Source organism: Variovorax sp. GW821-FHT10C12, from assembly GCF_059415405.1.
Window position 1 is genome coordinate 197,435 of sequence record NZ_JBWKNE010000003.1, and the last position, 25,403, is coordinate 222,837.

The 25,403-nt window shown below is 68.4% G+C and carries 26 protein-coding genes; 14 read left to right on the forward strand and 12 right to left on the reverse strand.

From position 1 onward, the window contains the following. Position 1: 1 nt before the first annotated feature. The 3 genes from AC07OH_RS17465 to AC07OH_RS17475 are packed head-to-tail and all read left to right on the forward strand — an operon-like array spanning position 2 to position 3,617. Complete coding sequence (locus tag AC07OH_RS17465; RefSeq protein WP_495301547.1) at positions 2–925, forward strand: efflux RND transporter periplasmic adaptor subunit; 924 nt, start codon at positions 2–4, stop codon at positions 923–925. Beyond that, positions 922–2,406: an efflux transporter outer membrane subunit gene (locus tag AC07OH_RS17470; protein WP_495301548.1), complete on the forward strand. Its 1,485-nt coding sequence runs from the start codon at positions 922–924 to the stop codon at positions 2,404–2,406. Before AC07OH_RS17465 ends, AC07OH_RS17470 begins: the two co-directional genes overlap by 4 nt. Continuing rightward, positions 2,403–3,617: a multidrug effflux MFS transporter gene (locus AC07OH_RS17475; protein ID WP_495301549.1), complete on the forward strand. Its 1,215-nt coding sequence runs from the start codon at positions 2,403–2,405 to the stop codon at positions 3,615–3,617. Before AC07OH_RS17470 ends, AC07OH_RS17475 begins: the two co-directional genes overlap by 4 nt. Here the strand turns inward: AC07OH_RS17475 and AC07OH_RS17480 are convergent. The 3 genes from AC07OH_RS17480 to AC07OH_RS17490 form a co-directional block, all read right to left on the reverse strand. Next, a complete protein-coding gene (locus AC07OH_RS17480; RefSeq protein ID WP_495301550.1) occupies positions 3,607–4,185 on the reverse strand; it encodes a hypothetical protein in 579 nt (192 codons plus the stop codon). The genes AC07OH_RS17475 and AC07OH_RS17480 overlap by 11 nt on opposite strands. Before the next feature lie 85 nt (positions 4,186–4,270). Continuing rightward, complete coding sequence (locus AC07OH_RS17485; protein WP_495301551.1) at positions 4,271–4,999, reverse strand: RNA pseudouridine synthase; 729 nt, start codon at positions 4,997–4,999, stop codon at positions 4,271–4,273. Then, positions 4,996–6,678, reverse strand: a complete 1,683-nt coding sequence (locus tag AC07OH_RS17490) for an MBL fold metallo-hydrolase (protein ID WP_495301552.1) — start codon at positions 6,676–6,678, stop codon at positions 4,996–4,998. Before AC07OH_RS17490 ends, AC07OH_RS17485 begins: the two co-directional genes overlap by 4 nt. A 110-nt stretch (positions 6,679–6,788) precedes the next feature. On the opposite strand from AC07OH_RS17490, the gene AC07OH_RS17495 reads away from it, so the two are divergent. Further along, on the forward strand, positions 6,789–7,793 hold the full coding sequence (locus AC07OH_RS17495; protein ID WP_495301553.1) for a Bug family tripartite tricarboxylate transporter substrate binding protein: 1,005 nt from the start codon (positions 6,789–6,791) through the stop codon (positions 7,791–7,793). On the opposite strand, the gene AC07OH_RS17500 is transcribed toward AC07OH_RS17495, so the two are convergent. From AC07OH_RS17500 to AC07OH_RS17510, 3 genes are all read right to left on the reverse strand, one after another. Further along, positions 7,794–8,624, reverse strand: coding sequence for a TorF family putative porin (locus AC07OH_RS17500; RefSeq protein ID WP_495301554.1), 831 nt, complete (start codon positions 8,622–8,624; stop codon positions 7,794–7,796). Between the two features lie 50 nt (positions 8,625–8,674). Further along, positions 8,675–9,622, reverse strand: a complete 948-nt coding sequence (locus AC07OH_RS17505; RefSeq protein WP_495301555.1) for a DMT family transporter — start codon at positions 9,620–9,622, stop codon at positions 8,675–8,677. A 68-nt stretch (positions 9,623–9,690) separates the two neighbouring features. Continuing rightward, positions 9,691–10,458: a GntR family transcriptional regulator gene (locus AC07OH_RS17510; protein ID WP_307582963.1), complete on the reverse strand. Its 768-nt coding sequence runs from the start codon at positions 10,456–10,458 to the stop codon at positions 9,691–9,693. A 167-nt stretch (positions 10,459–10,625) separates the two neighbouring features. Between AC07OH_RS17510 and AC07OH_RS17515 the strand changes: the two genes are divergently transcribed. From AC07OH_RS17515 to AC07OH_RS17535, 5 genes are read left to right on the forward strand one after another with little or no spacing between them, the layout of a single operon-like run. Further along, positions 10,626–10,853 carry a DUF3311 domain-containing protein gene (locus AC07OH_RS17515; RefSeq protein ID WP_159273847.1) on the forward strand — a complete coding sequence of 76 codons (228 nt, stop codon included), beginning with the start codon at positions 10,626–10,628 and terminating at the stop codon, positions 10,851–10,853. Continuing rightward, complete coding sequence (locus AC07OH_RS17520) at positions 10,850–12,325, forward strand: sodium:solute symporter family protein (RefSeq protein ID WP_095743585.1); 1,476 nt, start codon at positions 10,850–10,852, stop codon at positions 12,323–12,325. The genes AC07OH_RS17515 and AC07OH_RS17520 overlap by 4 nt, the downstream gene beginning before the upstream one ends. A 38-nt stretch (positions 12,326–12,363) precedes the next feature. Beyond that, positions 12,364–13,569: an amidohydrolase family protein gene (locus AC07OH_RS17525; protein ID WP_495301556.1), complete on the forward strand. Its 1,206-nt coding sequence runs from the start codon at positions 12,364–12,366 to the stop codon at positions 13,567–13,569. Beyond that, positions 13,566–14,879, forward strand: coding sequence for a cyanate transporter (locus AC07OH_RS17530; RefSeq protein ID WP_495301557.1), 1,314 nt, complete (start codon positions 13,566–13,568; stop codon positions 14,877–14,879). Before AC07OH_RS17525 ends, AC07OH_RS17530 begins: the two co-directional genes overlap by 4 nt. Before the next feature lie 20 nt (positions 14,880–14,899). Further along, on the forward strand, positions 14,900–15,394 hold the full coding sequence (locus AC07OH_RS17535) for a nucleoside deaminase (protein WP_495301558.1): 495 nt from the start codon (positions 14,900–14,902) through the stop codon (positions 15,392–15,394). A gap of 4 nt (positions 15,395–15,398) precedes the next feature. Here the strand turns inward: AC07OH_RS17535 and AC07OH_RS17540 are convergent, their stop codons facing one another. Beyond that, entirely contained in the window at positions 15,399–16,259 is an 861-nt protein-coding gene (locus tag AC07OH_RS17540; RefSeq protein ID WP_495301559.1) for a DUF7822 domain-containing protein, read from the reverse strand. Positions 16,260–16,399: 140 nt separating this feature from the next. On the opposite strand from AC07OH_RS17540, the gene AC07OH_RS17545 reads away from it, so the two are divergent. After that, positions 16,400–16,792, forward strand: a complete 393-nt coding sequence (locus AC07OH_RS17545) for a hypothetical protein (RefSeq protein WP_495301560.1) — start codon at positions 16,400–16,402, stop codon at positions 16,790–16,792. A gap of 25 nt (positions 16,793–16,817) precedes the next feature. Here the strand turns inward: AC07OH_RS17545 and AC07OH_RS17550 are convergent, their stop codons facing one another. The 3 genes from AC07OH_RS17550 to AC07OH_RS17560 all read right to left on the reverse strand — a co-directional run bounded on the left by AC07OH_RS17550 (position 16,818) and on the right by AC07OH_RS17560 (position 19,428). Beyond that, positions 16,818–17,243, reverse strand: a complete 426-nt coding sequence (locus tag AC07OH_RS17550; RefSeq protein ID WP_070060148.1) for a PaaI family thioesterase — start codon at positions 17,241–17,243, stop codon at positions 16,818–16,820. 101 nt (positions 17,244–17,344) lie between these two features. Next, on the reverse strand, positions 17,345–18,166 hold the full coding sequence (gene dkgB, locus AC07OH_RS17555) for a 2,5-didehydrogluconate reductase DkgB (RefSeq protein ID WP_495301561.1): 822 nt from the start codon (positions 18,164–18,166) through the stop codon (positions 17,345–17,347). Between the two features lie 59 nt (positions 18,167–18,225). Beyond that, positions 18,226–19,428, reverse strand: coding sequence for an MFS transporter (locus tag AC07OH_RS17560; RefSeq protein WP_354345761.1), 1,203 nt, complete (start codon positions 19,426–19,428; stop codon positions 18,226–18,228). A 235-nt stretch (positions 19,429–19,663) separates the two neighbouring features. On the opposite strand from AC07OH_RS17560, the gene AC07OH_RS17565 reads away from it, so the two are divergent. From AC07OH_RS17565 to AC07OH_RS17575, 3 genes are all read left to right on the forward strand, one after another. Continuing rightward, positions 19,664–20,803, forward strand: a complete 1,140-nt coding sequence (locus tag AC07OH_RS17565; RefSeq protein ID WP_495301562.1) for a hypothetical protein — start codon at positions 19,664–19,666, stop codon at positions 20,801–20,803. 22 nt (positions 20,804–20,825) lie between these two features. Beyond that, positions 20,826–21,890 carry a hypothetical protein gene (locus AC07OH_RS17570; RefSeq protein ID WP_495301563.1) on the forward strand — a complete coding sequence of 355 codons (1,065 nt, stop codon included), beginning with the start codon at positions 20,826–20,828 and terminating at the stop codon, positions 21,888–21,890. A gap of 408 nt (positions 21,891–22,298) precedes the next feature. Next, the gene (locus tag AC07OH_RS17575; protein WP_495301564.1) at positions 22,299–22,628 is read left to right on the forward strand and encodes a hypothetical protein; all 330 of its coding nucleotides are present in this window, start codon (positions 22,299–22,301) and stop codon (positions 22,626–22,628) included. Positions 22,629–22,677: 49 nt separating this feature from the next. On the opposite strand, the gene AC07OH_RS17580 is transcribed toward AC07OH_RS17575, so the two are convergent. Continuing rightward, positions 22,678–23,523 (reverse strand): alpha/beta hydrolase, encoded by an 846-nt coding sequence (locus AC07OH_RS17580; RefSeq protein WP_235944225.1) that lies wholly within the window; start codon positions 23,521–23,523, stop codon positions 22,678–22,680. A 163-nt stretch (positions 23,524–23,686) separates the two neighbouring features. Between AC07OH_RS17580 and AC07OH_RS17585 the strand changes: the two genes are divergently transcribed. Continuing rightward, on the forward strand, positions 23,687–24,316 hold the full coding sequence (locus tag AC07OH_RS17585) for a 2-hydroxychromene-2-carboxylate isomerase (RefSeq protein WP_495301565.1): 630 nt from the start codon (positions 23,687–23,689) through the stop codon (positions 24,314–24,316). A 23-nt stretch (positions 24,317–24,339) separates the two neighbouring features. Here the strand turns inward: AC07OH_RS17585 and AC07OH_RS17590 are convergent, their stop codons facing one another. Continuing rightward, on the reverse strand, positions 24,340–25,251 hold the full coding sequence (locus AC07OH_RS17590; protein WP_062474265.1) for a LysR family transcriptional regulator: 912 nt from the start codon (positions 25,249–25,251) through the stop codon (positions 24,340–24,342). Between the last annotated feature and the right edge of the window lie 152 nt (positions 25,252–25,403).

The following is a 25,403-nucleotide window of genomic DNA, read 5'->3' on the forward strand; positions in this document are numbered from 1 at the left end:
CATGAAAGCCAACCCCTTCGCAGACAACCCCCGGGCGCAGAGCCTGCTGCGCGTTCTCCTCACCGTGGCCGTGGTGGCCGCCGCCGTCTGGGCGGGCTTTCGCCTGTGGGACCACTACGAGCTTGCGCCATGGACGCGCGACGGCCGCGTGCGCGCCAACGTGGTCCAGATCGCGCCCGACGTGTCGGGCCTCGTCACGGCCGTGCCGATCCGCGACAACCAGCCGGTCGCCGCCGGCACGCTGCTGTTCGAGGTCGACCGCGCGCGCTACGACTTGGCCGTGCGCCAGGCGCAGGCCGCGCTCGCCGCGCAGCGCGCCGTGAGCGCCCAGGCCCAGCGCGAGAACGCGCGCAACACGGGGCTCGATGAGCTGGTGTCGAAGGAGTCGCGCGAACAGACCCGCGCCCGCGTCGAGCAGGCCCAGGCCGCCGTCGCGCAGGCCGAGGTGGCGCTCGATTCGGCGCGCCTCAATCTGCAGCGCGCCGAAGTGCGCGCGCCGGCCGACGGCCTCGTCACCAACCTCGACCTGCGCCAGGGCAGCTACGCCGCCGCCGGCCGGCCGGTGCTCGCGCTGGTCGATGCGCAGTCGTTCTACGTCGAGGGCTACTTCGAAGAAACCAAGCTGCCGCGCATCCACCTGGGCGACCGCGTGCGCGTGACGCCGATGGGCGGCGGCGCGGTGCTCGAAGGCGCGGTCGACAGCGTGGCCGCCGGCATCGCCGACCGCGACCGCTCCACCAGCGCCAACCTGCTGCCCAGCGTGAACCCGACCTTCAACTGGGTGCGGCTGGCGCAGCGCATCCCGGTGCGCGTGAAGCTCGACCCATTGCCCGAAGGCTCGCGCCTCGTGGCCGGCCAGACGGTCACGGTGCAGGTCCTCGAACACGACGCGGCCCACGCGGCCGCCGCACCGAAGAAGGGATGACCGCCATGACCCGCTTCGCCTTTCGCATGGCTTCGCTCGCGGTCGCGGCCGGGCTCGCGGCCTGCGCGGCGGTCGGCCCCGACTACCGGCAACCGCCCGAGGCGCTGGCCAGCCAGCCCGCTGCGGCCAAGCCTTTCGCCGAAGCACCGGCGAATGCCGCGCCGCTGCCCGCGCACTGGTGGCGCCTGTACCACGACCCGCTGCTCGACCGCCTCGTCACCCAGGCCCTCGCGCACAACACCGACCTGCGCCAGGCCGTCGCCAACCTCGAGCGCGAACGCGCCATCGAAACCGAAGTGGCCGGCGCCAAGTACCCCACCATCGGCGTGAACGGCGGGCCGTCCTTCGGCCACGTCTCGGGCCTGTCGCTGCTGCAAAAGGGCTACGAGCCGCCGAACACCTTCAACTACAGCGCGGGCGCGTCGCTGTCGTACCAGGTTGACCTGTTCGGCCAGATCCGCCGCGCCATCGAGGCCTCGGCCGCCAGCAGCCAGGCCGCCGAAGCCGCGCTCGACCTCGTGCGCGTGAACGTCGCGGCCGGCACCGCGCGCGCCTACGCCGAGGCCTGCTCGGCCGGCCTGCGGCTGCAGATCGCGCAGAAGTCGGTCGCGCTGCAACAAGACGCCGTGAACGTCACCGAGCGCCTGCAACGCGCAGGCCGCGCCGGTGCCATCGACGCTGGCCGCGCGCGCGCCCAGCTCGCGCAGCTCGACGCCGCGCTGCCGCCGCTGAAGGCCCAGCGCCAGGGCGCGCTCTACCGCCTGGCCACGCTCACCGGCGCGCTGCCGCAGGACTTTCCGCGCGAGGTGGCCGACTGCACCACGCCGCCGCGCGTGGCCGGTGCACTGCCGGTGGGCGACGGCGCCGCGCTGCTGCGCCGCCGGCCCGACATCCGCCAGGCCGAGCGCAGCCTCGCTGCATCGACCGCGCGCATCGGCGTGGCCACGGCCGACCTTTACCCGAAGGTCACGCTGGGCCTCTCGGGCTCGTCGGCCGGCCATGCGACCGGCTTCGGCCGCCAGGACACGCTGGCCTGGAGCGTCGGCCCGCTGATCTCGTGGACCGTGCCCAACACCGGCGCCGCGCAGGCCCGCATCGCGCAGGCCGAGGCCGGCACGCGCGCCGCGCTCGCGAAGTTCGACGGCACCGTGCTCACCGCGCTGCGCGAGACCGAAACCGCGCTCGGCACCTACGCCCGCGAGCTCGACCGCCGCGCCGCCCTGCAGGCCTCGCGCGACGAAAGCGCCAAGGTCGCCGCGCAGGCGCGCCAGCTGTACCGCAACGGCCGCACCGCCTACCTCGACGCGCTCGACGCCGAGCGCGCACTGGCCGGTGCCGACGCCGCCTTGGCCGCCAGCGACGCGCAACTGGCCGACGACCAGGTCGTGCTGTTCATGGCGCTCGGCGGCGGCTGGGAGCCGGCCGACGACGCGCTCGCGCAAGGCGATCAAGGCAAGCCCGCCACGACCACCGTTCGATGACCGCGTCCTTGCCGCCACGCCCGCGGCACGCGCCGCTCTGGCTGCTCGCGCTCGTCACCTTCAGCGGCACGCTGGCGATGCACGTCTTCGTGCCCGCGCTGCCCATCGCCGCCAAGAACCTCGGCGCCGGCATGGGCGCGATGCAGATGACGGTGAGCCTGTACATCCTCGGCCTGGCCGCCGGGCAGCTGGTGTACGGCCCGCTGGCCGACCGCTTTGGGCGGCGGCCGGTGCTGCTGGCGGGGCTCGCGATCTATGCCGTGTCGGGCCTGGCCGCGGCCGTGGCGCCCGACGTGCATGCGCTGATCGCCGCGCGCCTGTTCCAGGCCGTGGGCGGCTGCGCGGGCCTCGTGCTGGGCCGCAGCATCGTGCGCGACACGGCCGAGCCGCAGGAGGCCACGCGCCGCCTCGCGCTCATGAACCTCATGGTGGCCGTGGGGCCGAGCGTGGCGCCGCTCATCGGCGGCGCGCTGGCCACCGCGCTGGGCTGGCGCTCGATCTTCTATGCGCTCTTCACGCTCGGCGTCGTCGGCTTTCTCTTCGCCTGGCGCCTGCTGCCCGAGACGGGTTCGCCCGGCGCGGCGCTCGACGGTGCCGCGCTCGCGCGCAACTACCGGCAGCTGGTGGGCTCGCGCGCGTTCGTCGGCTTCTCGGTCGGCGGCGGTTGCGCCACCACGTCGATGTACGCCTTCATCGCCTCCGCGCCCTTCATCTTCGTGGACCAGCTGCACCGGCCCTCGCATGAGGCCGGCATCTACCTGGCGATCCTCGTCTCGGGCGTGTGGCTCGGCAGCTTTCTCACGAGCCGGCTGATCTCGCGCGTGCGGCTCGATCGGCTCATGGTGCGCTCCAATGCACTGAGCGTGGCAGCAGCATTCGTGCTGCTGGGCGCGGCACTCGCGGGACAGCTCTCGGTGCCGCTGATCGTCGCGAGCATGTTCCTCTTCACGGTGGGCGCCGGCATGGCCTCGCCGGCCGCGCTGACGCTGGCGATCGGCGTGAACCCGAAGGTCATCGGCTCGGCTTCGGGGCTGTACGGCGCCACGCAGATGGCGATCGGCGCGCTGTGCACCGCGCTCGCGGGCCTGGGCCACGGCAACCCCGCGCTGGCGGCGGCGGCCGTGCTGGCCGGTGCGGGCATCGTGGCGCAGCTGTCGTTCGGCGTCGGCCTGCGTGCGCAGGCCGCGGCGGCCACCACGCTCAGCGCGTGAACAGCCAGCCGCCCTTGGGCTGGCGCATCAGTTCGTGGCGCTTGATGGCGCGCTCTTCGCCGTCGTCGCCCACGTAGACCACGTCGAAGCGCAGCAGCCGGGGCGACACCAGCTTCCAGTTCTGGATGCGCTGCACCGTCACGCAGGCGGTCTTGTCGTGGTACTGCATCTCGGCCATCGGCCCGCCCTGGAAGCCCGTGCCGTCGAACAGCCGGCCGGGTGCCGCGAAGGGGTTGAGCACCGCGCCGTTGCGCGCCGTGATGCAGCCTTCGGTACGCAAGAAGGATTCGATGGTCGACGACGCGCTCTCCACCACCTTGCCCACTGCGGGGCTCGGGGGCTTGCCGCCGACGGCTTCGCGGATGCGGTCCACCTGCACCGCGGTGATCGGCGCGAGGCCGTCTTTCGAGACCACGGTGGGCGGCGATGCCGGCGGGGTGGCCGTCGCAGCGGTCGGCGAACCGACCGGCGCGTCGGGGAACAGCAAGGCCGTGAGGTAGCTGCAGCCCGCCAGCAGCGTCAGGGGCAGGGTGCAGGCCAGGGTGCGGATCGGTGTGCCGAACTTCATGGTGCTGGTATCTCCCGTGTGCGGCGCGGGGCCGCTGTCTTCAGGTGGCAGTTTGCGGTGCTGCCTCGTCGTCCTCAAGCCGCTTTCAAAAACGCTCGTGCGGTGCCAGGTAGCGCCACTGCCCCGGCTGCAGCCCGGCCAGCGAGACGCGGCCCACGCGCAGGCGCCGCATGGCGACGATGCGCAGGTTCACGCCGTCGCAGATGTGCGCGATCTGCCCGGGCCGCGCGCCCTTCAGCGCAAAGCGCAGGCCGGTCTGCTCGGGCGACTGCCGGCCGATGCTCACGCGCGCGGGCGAACGCTCCAGCCGCGCCAGCACCTCGGGGCTCACCGGGCCGGCCACGTCGACCATCACTTCATGCTCGAGGATGCCCGCGTCTTCCTGCAGTTTGCGCTCGATGCGCCATTCCTGCGTGTAGGCCACGAGGCCGCTGGCGCCGGTTTCGAGCGGCGTCATGCAGCGCTGGCCGCGTGCATGCGCCGGCAGGAAACGCTGGCCCTCGCGCTCAGGCTCGTGGTGGTTGGCGGCCACCAGCAACTGGTGCGCGTTGTCGGTCGGCATGCCGGCGGGCTTGTAGAGCACCATCGTCACCGGCACGATCGGCTCGGGCCGCGCACCGGCGGCGATCTCGACCTGCTGGTGCGCCTGCACGCGCGACTGCGGCAGCAGGGCGGGCACGCCGTCCACGCGCACCGCGCCGTTCTCGATCAGCAGTTCGGCCTCGCGGCGCGACACCTGGGCCATCGCGGCCACGCGCTTGGCCAGGCGCACGCCTTCGTCGTCGGGCGCAGAGGGGCGGTTCGAGCGGTTCATCGCGCGTCGGCCAGTTGACGGATGCGCGCCACGTGCGCCGCCAGCGAACGCGCCGCCACCGGCCACATGCGCTCGGGCACGTCGTCGTAGGCGAGCGGCAGCCACTGCTCGGGCGTGCCGTCGGGCAGCCGCTGCATCGCGGCGGCGATCTTGGCCTCGCGCTTGAGGCGGTGCGCCTTCAGGTGCGCGATGGCCGTGCGCGCAAAGCCGATCACGTAGCCGTGCGCCGGCAGGATGAAGTCGATGCCGCCGGCCGCGCAGGCCGCGTCGAGCTTGTCGAGCGAATCGAGGTAGGCCGTCATGTCGCCGTCCGGCGGATCGACCACCGTCGTGCTGCCATTGAGGATGTGGTCGCCCGAGAACAGCAGGCCGTCTTCCTCGAGCACCAGGCACAGGTGGTTGGCCGCATGGCCGGGCGTGTGGATGGCGCGCAGCGTGTGCACGAGCGGCGCGCCGTCGGGCGCGGTGCCCGAGAGCACCAGCCGTTCGCCGTCGGCCAGTTCGCGCTCGGCGCTGAAGCGTGCGGTGGAACGGGCCGTGGGCGCCGACGACAGGCCGAGGATCGGCGGCTTGCGCTCCGCAGCACACAGCGCCTGCAGCGGCGCGGCGCCCGGCGAGTGGTCGGCGTGCGAGTGCGTGCAGACGATCAGGCGGATGTCGCCCTGCGTGGCTTCCACGAGCCGCGCCAGGTGCGTTGCATCGTTCGGGCCCGGGTCGATCACGAGGTAGCCGGTGGCCGCGTCGCCCACGAGGTAGGTGTTGGTGCCCGGGCCGGTCATGGCGCTGGGGTTCGGCGCGGTGAGGCGCTGCACGTTCTTCAGCAGCGCCACGGGCTGCGTGCTCTGCCAGTCGAGCGCGTGCGCGATCTGGCCGTCGGGGCACACCAGCGCGAGCTCGCCGAAGGGCGACTCGTGTTCCATGTAGCGCGCGTCCTCGCCCTTGAGCAGGCCGGCGCGCGGGCAGCTGGTCCACAGCGGCTTCTCCTGGCCGTCGGCTCCGGGCGCGCAGGCCGCGAGCACCGCATCGACCGTCGCGTAGGCCGCCATGCGCTGCAGCGTGCGGATGGTCGGGAAGATCATGAAGAAGCTGCCCGCCTCGTGGCGCGCCAGCGCGTCGGCCGGGCGCACCCAGCAGGGCTCGAACTGCTCGCTCTCGTCGGCTGTGGGCTCCTGGCCCTCGGGCATGCGCGCCACCAGGAAGGGCACGTCGAAGCGCTTGGGCAGGTCGCGGTCGGTGATCCAGTGCGCGAAGGTGAAGACCTGGTCGGCCGACAGCACCAGGCCGCGCGCGGCGCACTGGTCGGCGAAGGCCGTGCCGGCGGTGGCGTTGCGGTCCATGGCGGCGACCTCGTCGGCAGTCACGGCGCGGCCGTCGGCGTGGCGGGCCAGCAGGAGGCCGAGTTCTTCGAAGGCCTCGCGGATCGCGGCGATGGCCTGCGTGTGCTGCGTGTCGCTCTGCGTGGCGCGGCGTGCCGCGATGCGCGCGGCGGCGGCGTCGGCCGCGTCGATGTGGCCCCCCGGAAAGACGTAGGCGCCGGGCGCGAAGCTCGCGGTGGCCGAGCGGCGGGTCATCAGGACCTCCAGGCCGGCGTCGGTGTCGCGCAGCAGCAGGACGGTGGCGGCGGCGCGCACGGGCACCGGTTCGCGATGGGTGTGGAGTTGTTGTGTGGGGCGGACCATGGAGCGATTATGGAGAGGCAAGGGGCGCGGTGCATAAGCACATGTGCAAACAGATATCAGCCGCGCGCCACAATCGGCGCCTGCACCGTCCGCCTCGAAGAAAGACCGACATGGCCCATTCTCCCTTCCCGCGTCGCGCCCTGCTGGCCGCTGGCGCCTTGCTCTGCACCGCTGCCGCATCGACCCTGGCGCTGGCCCAGCCCGACTGGCCGCAACAACCCGTCACACTGATCATGGGCTTCCCGGCCGGCTCGGGCGTCGACGTGGTGGCCCGCGCCATCCAGGAGCCGCTGTCGCGCCAGCTCGGCAAGCCGGTGATCATCGACTACAAGTCGGGCGCCGCCGGCAACATCGCCAGCGAGTACGTCGCGCATGCCAAGCCCGACGGCTACACGCTCTCGTTCGGCACCGCTGCCACCCACGGCAGCAATGCCGCGCTGTACAAGAAGCTGCCCTTCGACGTGGAGGCCGACTTCGTGCCCGTGGCGCCCGTGCTCGACGTGTCGAACGTGCTCACCATCAACCCCGACGTGATCAACGTGCGCACGCTCAAGGAGTTCGTCGAGCTGGTGAAGGCCAACCCCGGCAAGTACAACTACGCCTCCACCGGCAACGGCGCGGGCACGCACATGGCCTTCGCCGAGTTCAACTCGCGCCTGGGCCTGAACATGGTCCACGTGCCCTACAAGGGCGGCCCCGAGGCCATCACTTCGGTGGTGCGCGGCGAGACCTGCTGCATCATGAACCAGGTGCAGACCGTGCTGCCGCACTACAAGGCCGGCAAGGTGCGCCTGCTGGGCGTGACCACCGCCACGGCGGTGCCGGCCGTGAAGGAAGTGCCGACCATCGCCTCCAGCGGCCTGCCCGGCACCAAGGGCTTCGACAGCGCCATCTGGTTCGGCATCTTCGCGCCCAAGGGCACCGACGCCCACATCGTCGACAAGCTCAACGCCGCCGTGAAGACGGTGCTCGAGCAGCCCGAGGTCCGCGAGCGCTTCGAGAGCCAGGGCAACACCGTGCGCATCGAGTCGCCCGCGCAGTTCAAGAAGACCGTGCACGCCAACCGCGTGAAGTGGGCCGAGGTCGCCAAGGCGGCGAACATCAGCATCGACTGATCACAAGGTCTTCGTCAGCGTCAGGATGAAGCGCGCCTTGTTCGGCGAGTACGTCGTCTGGCCGACGGTGCCGAAGCCGTAGTCGAAGCCCGGGTTGGCCACGGAAACGTACGAACTCTTCTTGTTGGCGCCCTGCACCGAGCCCGTGAGCGTGAGGCCGCTGCCGAAGTCGTAGGTGGCGCCGACGTTGTAGTCCACGTAACTCTTGTAGCCCAGGCTGCGGATGTCGCTCGACATGTTCGTGTAGCCCACGGCCGCCTTCAGCGTGACCTTGGGCACGATCTCCTTGCTGTAGGCCAGGTTCAGGTAGCCGGTGTTGCGGCCCGTGCGGCCCGAGCCGGTCTTGGCGCCGGCATATCCGAAGTAGTCCTTCGACACCGTGTGCGAGTACTTCAGCGTGAACGACCCGAGCGTGGCGTCGGTGTAGCCCGCGCTGGCGTACAGCTCCGTCGTGTTGCCCGTCGAATTGCCCGGGTACAGGTAGGTGAGGGCGCCCACGTCCATGTCGAGCGGGCCGGCCTTGAACTTGTAGCCGCCGTACAGGTCGCTCTCCAGGCTGTTGCCCTTGAGCCAGTTGACGCTGGAGTTCCAGTTGCCAATGTAGAAGCCGCTGTCGCCGAAGGCGTAGTCGAAGCCGCCCTGCACGGCGGGCTTGAAGCCGCGGGTCTTGGCGTAGTCGTTCTTGCCCAGCATGTCCTGGTCCTGGCCGCGGAACTTGTAGTTCGTGGTCAGCGCCACGTTGCCCGTGAGCTGCGCGTTGGCGAGCAGGGGCAGGGCGAACAGGGTGGGAAGAACGAGCACCGGCAAGGCGGTGCGGAGAAGGTGTTTCATCGAAAGAATTCGCTAACGGATGGAGGAGCCGGCAGCGTAGAAGCGCGGGTCTAAAAGCCGCGTAAAAAACGAAGGCCCCGGCGCAAAAGTTGTGTGTCAGGCACCGTCATCGCGACCACGCCCACCACCACGCAGGCCAGCCCGATCCATGCCGTGGCCGCCAGCGTCTCGCCCAGGCACACCACGCCGATCGTCACGCCGATGGGCACGCGCAGGTAGGCCTGCGCCGAGGTCGACATCGGCCCCAGCGTCCTGATGAGCCGGAAGTAGATCGTGAAGGCCAGCGCGGTCGACAGCACCGCCAGCGCCAGCACGGCGAGCATCGAGGCGGTGGAGGGGGCGAGCGTCCAGGGCCTGTCGATCGCCAGGCTCGCGGGCACGAGCAGGGCCGCGCCGCTCAGCAGCGAACCGGCCGCGGGCACCATCGGGTCCAGGCCCTTGAACACGCGGCCGAACATCGCGGCGCAGCCGTAGCAGACGGCGGCCACCACCAGCGCCAGCTGCGCCAGCAGCGAATGCCCCAGCCCCTGCAGCGCCTCGACGCCGACGATCAGGCAGATGCCCGCCAGCCCCGCGCCCACGCCGAAGAGCCGCTGCAGCGTGGGCTTGCCCGCGCCGCCCAGGCCCCAGCCCAGCAGGAAGATGAAGATCGGTGAGGTCGAGTTGAGGATGGTCGCCAGCCCCGCATCCACGCTGCGCTCGGCCCAGGCGATCAGCGTGAACGGCAGCACGCTGTTCAGGCCAGCCTGCAGCGCGAAGCGCCGCCATGTCGCGCCGTCTTTGGGCAAGCGCACGCCGCGCACGCGCAGCACCGCGAGCAGCAGCAACCCCGCGATCAGGGTGCGTGCCGCGATCAGCGTGACCGGCGGGATCGTCGCCACGCCGATCTTGATGAAGGTGTACGAGGCGCCCCAGCAGGTCGCGAGCACCGCGAGCAGCGCCCATTCGAAGGCAGGGGCGTGGGGGCGGACTGAGGCGGCGAGCGGGGTCGTTGGCATGGTGCGCCGATCTTCGCGAGACCGGCCCCTCGACACTTCGCTGGTGGACGAAACGTGCGCGCGAAGCCTCAGTGATCGTGCCCGTGGCTTCGCGCCGGCGCAGCGCCGTTCAGCAGCGCCGCCAGGTCGACCTCCTGCTCCGCCGCCGCCCCCGCGATCACGCGCTGCTCCAGCTCGTCCAGGTGTTCCAGCGCCACGGCCAGCGCGGCGTCGAGCGAGTCGCCCATGAGCGCTTCGATGATCTGTTCGTGCTCGCGCGGCGCGCAGCTCGCGGCCTCGGCCGAGTCGTACAGCGCCTTGTACAGCTCGGTGTTCGCAATCAGCCGCCGGATGTACGACAGCAGCTCGTCGCTGCCCGCCATCTGCGCCAGCAGCAGGTGGAAGTCGCCGGCCAGGCGGATCGCGTCCTCGCGCCGGCCTTCCTTGAACGCCTTTTGCTCCGCCTGCACGTGCTTGCGCAGCGCGGCCACCTGCTCGCGCGCCAGCCGGCCGAACAGCGTGGCGACCAGCCCGGCTTCCACGATGCGGCGCGCGCGGTAGATGCCGCGCATGTCGTCGATCGACGGGTTGGGCACGAAGGCGCCGCGGTTGTGCTCCAGCACCAGCCGCTTTTCGGAGCCCAGCCGCGCCAGCACCTTGCGCACCGCGCCGCGCGTGCAGCCCAGCGCCTCGGCCAGCGCACGCTCGCGCAGCGGCGTGCCGGGGCGCAGCTTGCCGCTGAGCAGCGCCTTGGACACGGCGGCGTAGACGCGCTCGTCCACGTTCGCGTCGTCGGCGGACTCGATGGGTTCGGTCGAAGGGGCGGGCGCGGCGGATCGGCGGGTGGCGGCAGGCATGGGCCTGCGGATTATTGCCTGCACCCCGCCACCTCCGGGAAAGCCCCCGGATTGACGCGGCCCGCCCGGCTCCGTACCATTCGCGCCGTTTGGTTAACCAAAATATTTAAAATGGTTAACCAAAAGAAGATCGAATTTCCAACCACCCGAACACACAGAGACATCCCATGAAACTCGCCAAATGGCTGGCCCTGCTGCCGGTCGCCGCCTTCTTCAGCGGGGGATGGCTGTCGTCCGTCGCGCCCACCTTCGTGCTCGGCATGCCCTTCCTGATGGTCTGGAACGTGAGCTGGCTGGTGCTGACCTCGCTCGTGATGGTGGTCATCGACCGCGCCGAAGGCGACCTCGACGCGCAGGACGCGCAGGCTGCCCAGGCCGCAGGAGACGCGCGATGAACGCCGCACTCGGCGTGATCGCGCTCTTCGTGGCCGGTGCCCTCGGCCTGGCCGTGCTCGCGCGGCGCGGGCGCACCATGAGCCTGGAGCAATGGGCGCTGGGCGGGCGCGGGCTGGGCACGATCATGGTGTTCCTGCTAATGGCGGGCGAGTCGTTCTCGACCTTCACCTTCCTGGGCGCCAGCGGCTGGTCGTACAGCAAGGGCTCGCCGGCCTTCTACATCCTGGCCTACGGCGGCCTGGCCTACCTCATGGCCTTCTGGATGCTGCCGGCCATCTGGCGCTACGCCACCGCGCACAAGCTGGTGTCGTTCTCCGACTTCTTCGCCCACAAGTACGACAGCCGCCCGCTCGGCGTGCTGGTGTCGGTGGTCGCGCTCATGGGCATGGTGGCGCTGCTCACCATCCAGCTGCGCGGGCTGGGCATCATCGTGTCGGAGGCCTCGTACGGCTCCATCGCGCCGCAGGTGGCGATCTGGATCGGCACGCTCGTGATGGTCAGCTACATCCTGTTCTCGGGCATCCACGGCTCGGCCAGCATCGCCATCGTGAAGGACATCCTGATCCTCGTGCTCGCCGTGTTCCTGGGCGTGTACCTGCCCTGGCACTACTACGGCGGCGTCACGCCGATGTTCAGCGCCATCCACGCGGCCAACCCCAGCTTCTTCGAGTTTCCGAAAGAGGGCCTGAACCTCACCTGGTACAACTCGACCATCCTGCTCACGGCGCTGGGCTACTACCTGTACCCGTTCAACCTCACCTCGGTGTACGCCGCCCGCAGCGCGAGCGCGGTGCGCCGCAACACCATCCTGATGCCGCTGTACCAAGTGGTCATCGCCTTCCTGTTCCTGGTGGGCTTCGCGGCGATCCTGCAGGTGCCGGGGCTCAAGGGCTCCGAGGTCGACCTGGCCCTGTTCGGCCTCGTGAAGCACACCTTCGACCCGTGGTTCGTGGGCGTGATCGGCGGCACGGGCGTGCTCACCGCGCTGGTGCCGGGCTCGATGATTTTGCTGACGGCTTCCACGGTGATCGGCAAGAACGTCTACAAGGAAGGCTTCGCGCCGCACGCCACCGACAAGCAGGTCTCGCGCGTGGCGCGCGGCGTGCTGCCCCTGTTCGCGCTGGTGGCCGTGTACTTCGTGCTGCGCGGCGGCACCACCATCGTGGCCGTGGCCATCTTCGCGTCGAGCCTGCTCACGCAGCTGCTGCCCTCGCTGCTGTTCAGCCTGCTGAAGAAACCCTTCGGCAGCAAGCACGCCGCCTTTGCGGGCATTCTCGCGGGCGGTGCGGTGCTGGCCTTCACGATGACCACCGGCGCGAACCTCGGCACGCTGTTCCCGGCGGCGCCCGTGGTCTTCAAGTCGCTCAACACCGGGCTGGTGGCGCTGGCGGTCAACGCGCTGGTCTTCGTGGCGGTGGCGCTCGTCACGCCGCGCGTGCTGCCGCGCACCGTGGCGGCGCAACCCGCCTGACCGGTCTTCTCTTGCCTCTGACCCACGAACGAAATCGAATGACCTCGCAGCTCCTGATCCGCAACGTGCGCCCCCTGGGTGCGTCTCCTGTCGATGTGCGCGTGCACGACGGCCGCATTGCCGAGATCGGCGCGGCGCTGGCCGCGCCGGCCGGCGCCACCGTCGAAGACGGCGAGGGCGCCTTGCTGCTGCCCGGCCTCGTCGAAGGCCACACCCACCTCGACAAGACGATGTGGGGCATGGCCTGGTACCGCAACGAGGTCGGCACGAACCTCACCGACAAGATCAAGAACGAGCGCGCCTTCCGCCACGCCAGCGGGCACGACGCCGCCGCGCAGTCGCTGGTGCTGGCCAAGGCCTTTCTCGCGCTCGGCACCACGCGCCTGCGCACGCACGTCGACGTCGACACCCAGGCCGGCCTGCGCCACCTCGAAGGCACGCTGCGCACGCGCGAGACGCTGCGCGAGGTGCAGCAGATCCAGGTCGTCGCGTTTCCGCAGTCGGGCCTGCTCGGGCGCGCCGGCACGGCCGAGCTGCTCGACCAGTCGCTGGCCATGGGCGCCGACGTGCTCGGCGGCCTCGACCCCTGCGCCATCGACGGCGACCCCGTGAAGTCGCTCGACGTGCTCTTCGGCATCGCCCACAAGCACCAGCGCCCCGTCGACATCCACCTGCACGAGCCCGGCGCCATGGGCGCCTTCTCGCTCGAGCTGATCCTGCAGCGCACCGAGGCGCTCGGCATGCAGGGCCAGGTCGCGATCAGCCACGGCTTCTGCCTGGGCGACGTGAGCGAACGCGAGCGCGACGCGCTGCTCGCGCGCATGGCCAAGCTTGGCGTGGTGCTCATCACCAGCGCGCCGGCTTCGCGCAACGTGCCGCCGCTCATGGCGTGCCGCGCCGCCGGCGTCACCGTGCTGGGCGGCAACGACGGCATCCGCGACACTTGGTCGCCCTACGGCAACCCCGACATGCTCGAGCGCGCCATGCTCATCGGCCTGCGCTACAACCTGCGCCGCGACGACGAGCTCGACGTGGCACTCGACACCGTCACCCATTCCGGCGCGCGCGGCTGCGGCTTCACGGCCTACGGGCTCGACGTGGGCTGCCGCGCCGACCTCGTGCTGGTCGACGCGCAAACGCCCGCGCAGGCCGTGGTGGGCCGCCCCGTGCGCCAGCTCGTGGTGTCGAGCGGCCGCGTGGTCGCGCGCCACGGCACGCTCGTGCCCGGCGCCGTGCCCGCGTGAGCCGCGCCGCCTCTTCCGCCTCGGACAACCCGCGCACCGGCGCGGGCCCGGTCTTCTTCGCCTGCGTGGTCGTGCTGGTGGCGCTCAACCTGCGCGCCTTTCTCACGTCGAGCAGCCCCTTGCTCGAACCGATCCGCGCCGCCACCGGCATCGGCTTCCATGCCGTCGCGCTGCTCACCGTGCTGCCGATGTTCGCGATGGGCGCGGTGTCGCTGTCGGGCGCGGCCGTGGGCCAGCGCCTCGGCGCGCGCGGCGGCATCGCGCTCGGGCTCGGTGCCATCGCGCTGGCCTGCGCCGGCCGCTACGTGGCGGGCGGTGCCGCGGCGCTGCTTTGGAGCGCAGCGCTCGCGGGCGCGGGCGTGGGGCTGGTGCAGGCGCTCATGCCCGGCGTGGTCAAACAGGCCTACCCCGCGCGGCTCGGCCTCATGACCGGGCTCTACTCGGCCGCCATCATGGGCGGCGGCGGGCTCGGCGCCATGGCCAGCCCGTGGCTCGCGCGCGCCGTGGGCGGCGAGGCGCAACTCGACTGGCACGTCGGCCTCGCCGTGTGGGCGGTGCTCGCGGTGGTGGCGCTGGTGGCGTGGCTGCGCGGCGCGCGGCAACTGCCGTCTGCGTCGTCATCCGTGCGTGCCGCCGACCCCTCGCTCGACCGCGCCTGGCTGCGCTGCTTCGGCCACCGCCGCGCGTGGCTGCTGGCGCTGTGCTTCGGCCTCATCAACGGCGGCTACACCAGCCTCGTCGCGTGGCTGCCGCATTACTTCCATGCCGAGCGCGGCTGGACGGCGCAGCAGGGCGGTGCCGTGCTCGCGCTCATGACGCTGGCGCAGGTCGTCGGCGCGCTCACCTTGCCGGCGCTCGCGCGGCGCGGCGGCCAGCGCGACCTGCGGCGCTGGCTGGTCGGCGCGCTGCTGGCGCAGCTCGCGGGCTTTGCGGCGCTGGGGCTCGCGCTGCCCGTGCCGGCGGCCGTCATCGCCGTCGTGCTCGGCGCCGGCCTGGGCGGCGCGTTCTCGCTGTGCATGGTGCTCGCGCTCGACCACCGGCCGGACCCCGCGCAGGCCGGCGCGCTCGCGGGCTTCATGCAGGGCGTGGGCTTCATGATCGCGGCGCTCGCGCCCTTCGTCACCGGCTGGGTGCGCGAGCAGACCGGTGGCTTCACCATGGCCTGGGCCTACCTGGCCGCCGTGACCGTGCTGCTGCTGCCCGCCGTGCTGCGCTTCGATCCGCGCCGCTACGCCAGCGCCACCGCCGGCCTGTTCGGCGCGCAGACTGCATCCGCGCCGTCCCCCATCGACCAGGCCCGCAAGGCCTGAGACAAACGGAGATTCGACCCATGTACCAAGAACACTTCATGCAGCGCGCCCTGGCCCTTTCGGCCCGGGCGCTCCAGGAGCCCGGCACCGAGCCCTTCGGCGCGGTCGTCGTCAAGAACGGCGAGGTGGTGGGCGAGGGCTTCAACCACTCCGTCGCGCACCACGACCCGACCTCGCATGGCGAGGTCGAGGCCATTCGCGATGCCTGCCGCCGGCTGGGCACCGTCGACCTGTCGGGCTGCGAGCTCTACACCTCGTGCGAACCCTGCGCCATGTGCGTGGCGGCCATGCACATCGCGGGCATCGGCCAGCTGTACTACGCGGCCACGCTCGCGCAGTCGGGCGACGCATTCAAAGGCGTGACCGTCGCGGCGCGCCACCCCATCGACGTCGACGTGCTGCGCGCCGAAGCCGGCGCACCGCTGGCCGCGCGTGTGCAACCGGCCGAGCAGAAGATGGACGCCGAAGCCGTGCGCATCCTCTCGGCGTGGGCCGAGCCGCGACGCGGCAACTGAAGCGCTACGCGGCGGCAGCGTCGCCGCGCGTTGCGGCTTCGAACTCGGCGCGGTTGAGCAGGCCGAAGTACAGCACGTCGTACCACTGCAGCCCCAGCGGATATTCCGTGGCGCGGCTGCGCGTGCTGTCGCAGTCGTCGTCGAAGCGCAGCCCGAAGAAGGCATCGAGCGGGGCTGCTTGTTTTTTCGCACCGGCTTCGCGCAGCACCTGCGCCGCCGCCGCGATGTCTTGCGGCAGCGCATCGAGCGCGGCGCCGGCCTGCTGGCAGCGGGCAAGCTCCTTCTCGACGCAGGCCCGCAGCGGGGCCTCTTCCGATTCGGTCATGGTGTCGAGCTCGACCGTCTCCAGCAGCAGGTGCTCGTTGCGGTGGGCTTCGAGAAAAGCCAGGGTCTCGTCCAGCCAGCCCGGCAGCTGCGTCGAGCCCGTCGCGGGTGTGGCCGCTGCGGGCGCGACAGCCGCAGGCGGTGCCTTCGGTGCGGCGGGCGGCGAGAACCAGCCCTTGAGCCGGTCGACGAACGACGTGGCCTTTGGCGCGGCCACGACGGGCGCGGCGGCGGGCGCGGGCGCAGGCACCGGCGCCTGCGCCGCCAGGTACCGCATGATGTCGATCAGGCGCTTCACCCGCGCAAAGCCCGGCTCGAAGCGGCCGCTGATCGCGTACAGCCTGACCTTCTCATCCCCTTCGTCGCTGTCGAGGCCGTCGGAGATCAGCGACGCGCACAACTGCGGATCGCCCGACATCAGCAGCCGGTACATGAACGGAATGTCGTAGTTCCATTCGGACAGGCCCGAGATGGTTTCGGGGCGGTCCGTGTACGCCGTGGGCCGGTTGGTGAGGCTGTAGAGGTAAGAGCGATTGGCCATGGATTGATGAAGTGTGAACGGCGGCTGCACTCTGAACGTGCCGCGGTGAACCAACAAAAAATGAAGAAGAGCCACCCCTCGCGAAGCGGCCTTCGGCCTGGTCGGCAGATTCTGCCTTCGCCAGATTTACACTCCGCCCCATGCAAGGAAAGCAAGGCAACGGCGACGTTCAGAGAGGCCTGCAGCCCGTGGTGGAGCTGCGGTCTGAAGGCGCGTCGTACCTGTATTCCGTGCGCGCGCCGCGCTCCAAGGGCGTGATCCCGCCCAGCTCGTACAGCCACACCGGCTTTGCCAGCGTGGCCGATTGCCTGCGCGACATTGCACGCGCGCTCGGCGGCAACTTCAGTCGCATCTATGTGCGCCTCGAAGGCCACTGCGTCGGCGAGCGCGACATTGCCGAGCTGCGCAAGGCGCCCGACATCGTCGCGGCCGAACTGCAGGCCCTGTGCCGCGCGGTGATCGCCGAGCAGCAGAAGCCGCCACAGCAGCAACAGGAACAGCCCAGCGAAATCGCCGTCACGCCGCGTTGCTAGTGGCGCGAAGCGGGGTGCCGTTCGCTCACTGCGGCACGTTCACGATGGTCGCCTGCATCATTGCCACCACCTTGTAGTCGGTGTCGCCCGCCTTCGCGAAGGCACGCACTTCGCCCGTGCACACCGCGAGCAGCTTGCCCGAGCTTTGCACGCGGCCCACCGCCAGGAAGCGCTCGCCCAGCGCGGGCCGCATGAAGTTGATCTTGAACTCCGCCGTCACCACGTCGCAGCCCTGCGGCGCCTTCGTGAGCCCCGCGTAGCCGCAGGCGCTGTCGACGATGCTCGTCACCGCGCCCGCATGCACATAGCCGCGCTGCTGCGACAGCGCTTTTGAAAACGGCATCTCGATGTGCACCTCGCCGTCGCCCACATGCACCAGCCGCGCGCCGAGCGTGGCCATCAGGCCCTGTGCGTTGAAGCTGTCGGAGATGCGGGTGTGGAGGTCGGTCATGGCTGGCAAGCGAAAAGAAGCAGAAGAAAAAGGGCGCCCATGAGGGCGCCCCGAGGGGTCACAGCATTCTGCCGCGCGGCGTTATGCCCCGCGCCAGCGCCTCAGTCCCACGCCGGCGACAGCCCTTGCGGATCGGTCAGCCGCTCGTCCCGGTCGAGCGCGGCGATCTGCGCCATCTCGGCCTCGGTCAGCGTCAGTTGCTGCGCCTTCAGGTTGCTTTCGAGGTTCGCGCGCTTCGTCGACGACGGAATCACCGCATAGCCCAGCTGCATCGCCCAGGCCAGCACCACCTGCGCGGGCGTGGCGCCGTGCGCCGTGGCAATGGCGCCGATCACCGGGTCGTTCAGCACCTTGCCGTAGGCCAGCGTCATGTACGAGGTGATGCGAATGCCCTGGCTCTGCGCGAAGGCCGCCACCTTGCGGTTCTGCAGGTAGGGGTGCAGCTCGATCTGGTTCGTGGCGATGGCCGGCGCGCCCACGGCGGCAATGGCCTCCTGCATCAGCGCGATGTTGAAGTTCGACACGCCGATCTGCTTCGTGAGCCCCTGCGCCTTGGCCTCGGCCAGCGCGCCCATGAACTCCGCCACCGGCACCGCGTTGGCGGGCGAGGGCCAGTGGATCAGCGTCAGGTCCACATGGTCTGTGCGCAGCTTGGCGAGGCTGTCTTTCAGGCTCGGCACCAGCTTGTCTTTCGCGTAGTGGTCGGTCCAGATCTTGGTGGTGATGAACAGATCGTTGCGGGCCACGCCGCTTTCGGCAATGGCCTGGCCCACCTCGGCTTCGTTGCCGTAGATCTGCGCTGTGTCGATCGTGCGGTAGCCCAGGTCGAGGCCGTTCTTCACCGAATCGATCACCACCTGGCCCTGCAGGCGGAAGGTGCCGAGGCCGAAGGCGGGGATGGGGGAGTTGTTGTTCGTGGTCATGGCGTGTGTGTGCCTTGTGTTCAAAGAAAGAAAGGAAAGAAGAGAAGAGGAAAGAGGGCTCAGTGCCCGACCGGCACCGGCCCCGAGGCGCGCACCGGAATGCCGGCACGGCGGTCGAGCGAGCCGCTCCACTGCGTGAGGGCCAGCGACACCAGCACGACGAGTGCGCCGATCCAGGGCGTGTGCATCAGCCCGAGGTGCGTCACGATCAAGCCGCCGGCCCAGGCCGCGCCTGCAATGCCCAGGTTGAAGGCCGCGATGTTCAGGCCCGAGGCCACGTCCACCGCCTGCGGCGTGAAGCGTTCGGCCTGCTTCACCACGTACACCTGCAGCCCCGGCACGTTGCCGAACGCCACCGCGCCCCACATCAGCACCGCCACCAGCGCCAGCCACTTGTGCGGCGCCGCGAAGTTGAAGACCAGCAGCACGGCCGCCAGCAGCGCAAAGATGATCTTCAGCGCCGGAATCGGGCCCATGCGGTCGGCCAGCTTGCCGCCCCAGATGTTGCCCACCGCCACCGAGATGCCGTACACCAGCATCACCCAGCCCACCGCGCCGGCGCTGAAGCCCGACACCTCGGTGAGGATCGGCGCCAGGAACGTGAACGGAATGAACGAGCCGCCGTAGCCGATGGCCGTCTTGGCATACACCAGCAGCAGGCGCGGCTCGGCCAGCACCTTCGCTTGTTGCGCCAGCGAGGCCGGCGGCGTGTGGCGGATGTTGCCCGGCACGAAGATCCAGCTGCCGATGAAGGCGACCACGCCCAGCGCCGACACCGCCAGGAAAGTCTCGCGCCAGCCGAAGTGCTGCCCGATGAACGTGCCCAGCGGCACGCCCGTGACCAGCGCCACCGTGAGCCCGGTGAACATGATCGCGATGGCGCTCGCCGCCTTTTCCTTCGGCACCAGGCCGGTGGCAATCGTCGAGCCGATCGAGAAGAACACCCCGTGCGCCAGCCCCGTGAGCACGCGGGCGGCAATCAGCGATTCATAGCTGGGCGCTTGCCAGGCCAGCAGGTTGCCGACCGTGAACAGCGCCATCAGCCCGAGCAGCAGCGCCTTGCGCGGCAGCTTGCCCGTGAGGGCCGTGAGCACCGGCGCGCCAATGGCAACGCCCAGCGCATACAGGCTGACCAGCAGGCCCGCCGAGGGAAGGCCGATGCCGAGGTCGGCAGCGACGGTGGGAATGAGGCCAACGATGACGAACTCGGTCGTTCCGATGGCGAAGGCGCTGAGGGTCAGCGCGAGTAAGGCGATTGGCATGAGAGCACTCCTTGTGGGATGGGAGGAGTGTCTTGCGGTTACCTTTGCGGATAAATGGGGAGTGGGGAAGAAGATAGTTGATGTAGAAGCAAGAATCGTTGGATTCCATGCGCACAATAAGTGCGACTGTCGTTTGCTGATTCGGCATTTGGCCGCCGAGGTCGACTAGTTTTTCATTTGGTTGCGCATGGTCGGATAGCATGCGCACTACAGATTGACTGCGCCAGGAGAAGAAATGCCCGTAGATGTACAAGCACTCACTATCGATCGCGATGATCGACTTCGTTCCCACTGTGTTACAGCAACCTGTTCGTATGCAGATTTCTTGACGCTTACCGCCGGTGCTGAAAGTAATCTGGACATTCAGCGGTCAATCATTCGCGGGGCAAAAGCGTATGCGACTCTAAGGCAGGATCTTCGGCGGGGCTGCGTCTTGCCCCCGGTAGTTCTGGCGATCAATTTGCAACTTACTCTTCCCATCGAGCAAATCCATGCAGGGCGGCTACTTGGTCAGCTAACGGCGGACTTTGCGAACATCGACAGCGGGCAGGTTTACGTGATCGACGGGTTGCAGCGAACCAATGCAATCCGACAAACGCTTGCGGAGCTTGATGGCGCGGAGCGAGACGATTTTCTGCGCAGACCCTTACGCATTGAGATTTGGGTGAACATAGCGTTCGGTGCAATTGCATATCGAATGCTTCTGCTTAATGCAGGCCAGCGGCCAATGTCTGTCAAGCATCAGGTGGAAGTTCTGAGTTCAAAACTTATTGATGACCTAGCTGGCATTCCTCGGCTCGATGTGTTTCGTGTCAGTGATGCTAGGCGTCGTACTCAGCCCGGGCAATTCGCGTTGGCGAAGCTCGCGCAAGGTTTTCAAGCGTGGTTGCAAGGCCAACCAAACTTGGACCTAAGAAATACAGTGATGGAAGAGTTGCTTGCGGAGTCAGCAGTGGAAGTTCTAGGAAAGACGGTGCCGGCCGATGCCAATCAGCAGCATGGTGATGGATTTCGACGATTCGTCGAGTGGGTCGTTCAACTTGATCTAGCTTTGGGGCAAGCAGGTGTCGGTTTCTTTGGAAATGAGACCGTTCTGCTAGGTGTTGCTGCAGCTGTAGGCTCTCTGGAAAGAAGTGACTCGCTTGCTGCTCGTGTTTGGCCGGCACTAAATCAGTTGCTGGCTGAGACCCAAGCAGATACTGACGCTTTGGCGGTTGGTGTCTTCGATGCGCTGAGAGTTGGGATCGACCCAGGCAAGGTGAATGTGGGGGTCGCTACGCGGGAGATGGTGTTTAACGCATTTCGAGAATTTATTCGAGGGGCTGGAGAAACACCAATGAGAGACTGCTGGCCGCTCGGGGCTGCCCGCTCCTGAGATGGCGCTTCTACCTGCTGGAATGTGTGACGCACTGGGCTTGCCTCAAGGTTCGGCCACTGAGCAATTACTTGAACTGTTGCGCGCAGGTTCTCATGACTATTTTGACGGGCTGATCCTCACAGAGGACGGGCGTCAGGCTGCAATTGAGGCTTTAGCTCTGCGTGAAGCTTATGACATCCGAGTTCTTCCTCAAATAGGCAGAATTCAGGAGCGCTACTGTTCGGTCATATTTAACGATCTAGCAGTGCCCGTACTTGTTGGCCTGCTTTCGAAAAATCCTAGCCCACAGCTACCGACAGCACTTGAGAACTTGGTTTTTTGGGTGCTTATGGATCCGTCCCTTCAGTGGCAAACTGCGTGGACGGCGACTGACTCGGGAACCGTTTCTGACTGGCGCCGGCTAGCCGCTGATCATGCAATTTTGGCGACCCCGAAAGGAATGGGGGGCGAGGGACTGCGGCTCATATGTGCCATGTTCGGCTTGCAGCATGGGGACATAGGCGCGCCCGTTCCCGTGAATCATCTCCTACATTTAGCTGCCTCGGTCAATGTTGGTGCCTCTTCTACTTCCTTCACCGTCATGCAGGCAAGGCTCTTAAGTGAGGCTGGGGCTGTGCATCATCCTAAGTGGAGGTGTCTGTCCTTGTATCGAGTGCTCGAGCACGCCTATCTAAACAATATCAAGAATGCGCTTCTCGCAAGTTTTGATGCAGATGCCACAAAGGCGTTGGATGAGGCCAAAGTCAAGCTCGCAAGCGAAGTGAATCAACTCGTTGCATTAGCCCAAGAGGCCGATCTGAAGGACGAGTTTGTTGCGTTCGATAAAACATTCGAAGAGCAAATTACAGCAAAAAATCGATTCATCCTTGGACTAGATCGAGCCGCGCAGGGCGAGCCGCTGTATCGCTCGCCTGATCGCTACAAGAAGGCCGTGCTCCGGTTCTACAAACTCAGATGTTCAATAGCTCACGCAGGGACATCCAGTGTGATTTATGAGCAATTTTCTGATGCAGATCACGGCGTTACTGCGCTACTTTCTTCGATTGAGACTATTGCACTCAAGAGTTTGAGGATGGCGGCTTAGAAGGTGTGGGGAGAATTTGGATTGACTTTGCTCGCTCCACCGCGGCACCCTGCGCTCAAATCAAACCCTTTGGCAGACGAATCAACTTGCTGCCTCATTTTCCTGACTGAAAAGTAAGGAGCGGCGAGCGTCTTTCGCTCGGGAGCCTCACCGATATACTGCGGCGTCGCGCAAAAAACGCGACCGGGTTTGGAAGCCCGTCGAAGTTCTGCGACGAAAGCCGCAGTCACCGCACATGGTCTGCGGCTTTTCTGTTTGCGCCTCCAGTTTTTGGCGGCTCGAACGGGAAGGCGCGAGCCTTGCCGGTTCTCGTCAGAGCTTCCCGGTCTTCCAACCCGTTCGAGCTGCCGCCACCGTTTGGAAGCGGGGGCGTCGGTTGTTGCAAATCGAAGTTCTGGGAGGCCACTCATGGCTGAATCCGCACCCGTGTTCGCGCAACCTTGCGCTGGCACTTCTTCTCTCGACCCCGCGCTACCTACGCTCGACGACCTCGCCCTGCAAGCCTGCGACGACGCCGACAACCTCAACGCCGTAATGCGCGCCTACACCGCGCTAGAAAAGCTCGTAGACACCAGCGCGCTGAACGACAGCGAAGAGCTCGCCCCCACCCGCACTGAACTGAGCGCCTTGCTGCGCCTGCTCAACGAAGCGTTGATGACCCGCATCGCCACCGTCAACGCAACAGCCATCGCTGTGCGCGATGCGCTGCAAGCGCATCCCTTGTTCAAGCCGGCCTAGCCCCCGGCGGCCGGCGTGAAGCCTCTGCCTCACGACCGGCCCGCAGCCCTCAAGCCGCCTTCGTCTCCGGCAACACCGCCGTCAACGCAAAGTCCACCAGCATCAGCCAGGTCTCCTCGAGCCCGGTGATGTTGTGGTGGTCCGAGTTCGACACGGTCTGCACGCTCACGGGCGTGGGCCAGGCGGCGATGAGTTTTTCGGAGCGTTCGTGGGGCACCACGTCGTCCTTCGCGGCGAGCAGCACCTGGGTCTTGGCGGCGACTTCCTTGCTGTGCTCGATGGAGTTGAAGCGGTGCCGCAGCAACAGCGACAGCGGCACGAGCGGAAAGCGCTTCTTGGCGACTTCGAGCAGCGAGTCGTAGGGGGTGATGAGCTGCAGGCTCGCAAACTCCTGCCGCGCCACGAGCTGGATGGCCACGCCGGTGCCCAGGCTGCGGCCCACCACGTGCAGGCGCGCCTGCGGAAAGGCGCGGCGCAGGTGGCTGGCGAACTGGGCGGCGTCGGCCACGGAGGCAATTTCAGAAGGCGCGCCCTGCGAGTCGGCCACGCCCCGGTAGTTGAGGGCGGCAAAGCCGAAGCCCTCGGGCAGCCAGTGCAGCATCTGCGCGGTGGCGCGCACGTCTTCGCCGCGGCCGGCGAAATAGATGAACAGGTCCTGCAGCGCGTCTTCGCCCTGCGGGTGGTACACGTAGCCGCGCACCATGCCGCCGGGCACGGGGTGCGAGTAGGTCGAGAAGTCGTCCGACAGATGCACCACGGGCAGCTTGCGGGCGTTGAAAAGAATGTGGCCCTGGCGCGTGGCGAGCAGGGTCCAGTAGGCGGCCAGGCTGCCAATGGCGGCGGCCGAGGCCGACAGGGCAATGCGGGCAATCTTGGCTTGGGTGTTCTTCTGCAAATCAGGGCTCCCGGGAAAGTGGCGGCGTGGCATCGCAAGGGCAGGGCCCAGCCGATGCAAACGCGCAAGGGGCGTAGTTTCACCGCGTTCGCGAGGCGGTGCGTTGCGAGGTGTATGGCCGTGGCGCGCGGCGCGCCGGCCGGGGGCTGAAGATAATCCCCGCATGATCGCCATCGACTGCTACTACAGCCTTTCCTCGCCCTGGGCCTACCTCGGCGGCCCGCAACTGCAAGACATCGTGCGCCGCCACCATGTGCAGCTCACGCTCAAGCCCTACGACTTCCAGGCGGTGGTGCCGCAGACCGGCGGCATTCCGCTGAAGACGCGCCCCGAGCCGCGCCGCACGTACCACGCGCTGGAGCTGTCGCGCTGGCGCGATTACCTCGGCATGCCGATGAACCTGGAGCCCGCGCACTACCCGAAGGGCGCGCCGACCGACCCGAACTGGAACAAGTACCCCGGCTGGATGGTGATCGCCGCCCAGCTGCAGGGCCTGGACGCGCAGCCGCTGTCGCACGCATTGCTGCGCGCGCTGTGGGCCGAGGAGCGCGACACGGCGCAGGCCGCGGTGCGCATCGCGATCGCCGATGAAAACGGCTACGACGGCGCGGCGCTGCAGGCGCTGGAGCAGTCGGCCGAGGTGCTGGCGGTGTACCGCGCCAACAGCGCCGACGCGGTGGAGGCGGGCGTGTTCGGCGCGCCCACGTTCATCCTGAACGGCGAGCGCTTCTGGGGACAAGACCGGCTGGCGTTTCTCGACCGGGCGCTCGACAAGCTGCGCACCGGCGGCTGAGCGACAACTTCTTTTTTCTTTTCTCAGAGGAACGAGCGCGGCAGCAGCGCGGGCACGAGCGTGCGGTGCAGCCGCTCGCGCCACCAGCGCAGCGCCTGGCCCTGCGCGCCGGTCTTCCACGCGAGCCAGAAGGCCTCGGGCGCGCGCGGCTCCTCGGTCGGCAGTTCGACCAGCGTGCCGCGCGCCAGCTCGTCGGTGATGCAGGCGCGCGGCAGGAAGCCGTGGCCGAGCCCGGCGACCTGGCAGGCGACCTTGGCGGCCATCGATGGCACGGTGATGCGCGGCTGGCCGGCCATGAGGCCCACGGTGCGGTCCGACAGGGTGCGCGCGGTGTCGCCGACGACGATGGCGTTGCAGTCGATGAGGTCGCCGCGCTGCACGGGGCGCTTCAGCCGCGTGAGCGGGTGGGTGGGCGCGACGCAGAAGGCGAACTCGAGGCTGCCCACGGCCACGGCCTGGTGGCCGCCGCCGGCCGGGCCTTCGCCCGCGGCCACGACGATGTCGGCGCGGCCCTCGCGCAGCGCCTCCCAGCTGCCGGTGAGCGCCTCGCAGCCGATGCGCAGCCGCGTGCCGCAGCGCAGGTCTTCGAAGGCGCGGATGTCGTCCATGAAGGCCTGCGTGGGAATGAGCGAGTCGTGCACCAGCCGCAGCTCTGATTCATAGCCGGTGGCAATCTGCCGCATGCGCGATTCAAGGTCGCTCGCGGCGCCGAGCAGCCAGCGGCCTTCCTTGAGCATTTCCTCGCCGGCGGCGGTGAGGGTCACGCGCGGGCCGTTGCGCTCGAACAGCAGCATGCCCAGCTGCTCTTCGAGCTTGCCCACGGCGTAGGAGATGGTGGAGGGCACCTTGTTCAGCCGCGCGGCGGCGGCGGCAAAGGAGCCGTGGCGCGCGATGGCGTCGACGACCTCGATGGCTTCCAGGGTGAGCTTGAGCACGGGGTGTTCCTCGCAGCAAAAAGGAATGATCGAAAACTTCGATCATTGATGGTGAAAAGTTTCGTCGATGGGGCCCTGTGCGCACCGGATGATTCAGCCCACGCCAAGGAGATTCCCTCCGAAAGCGATTGTGAACCGAATCGAATATCCAC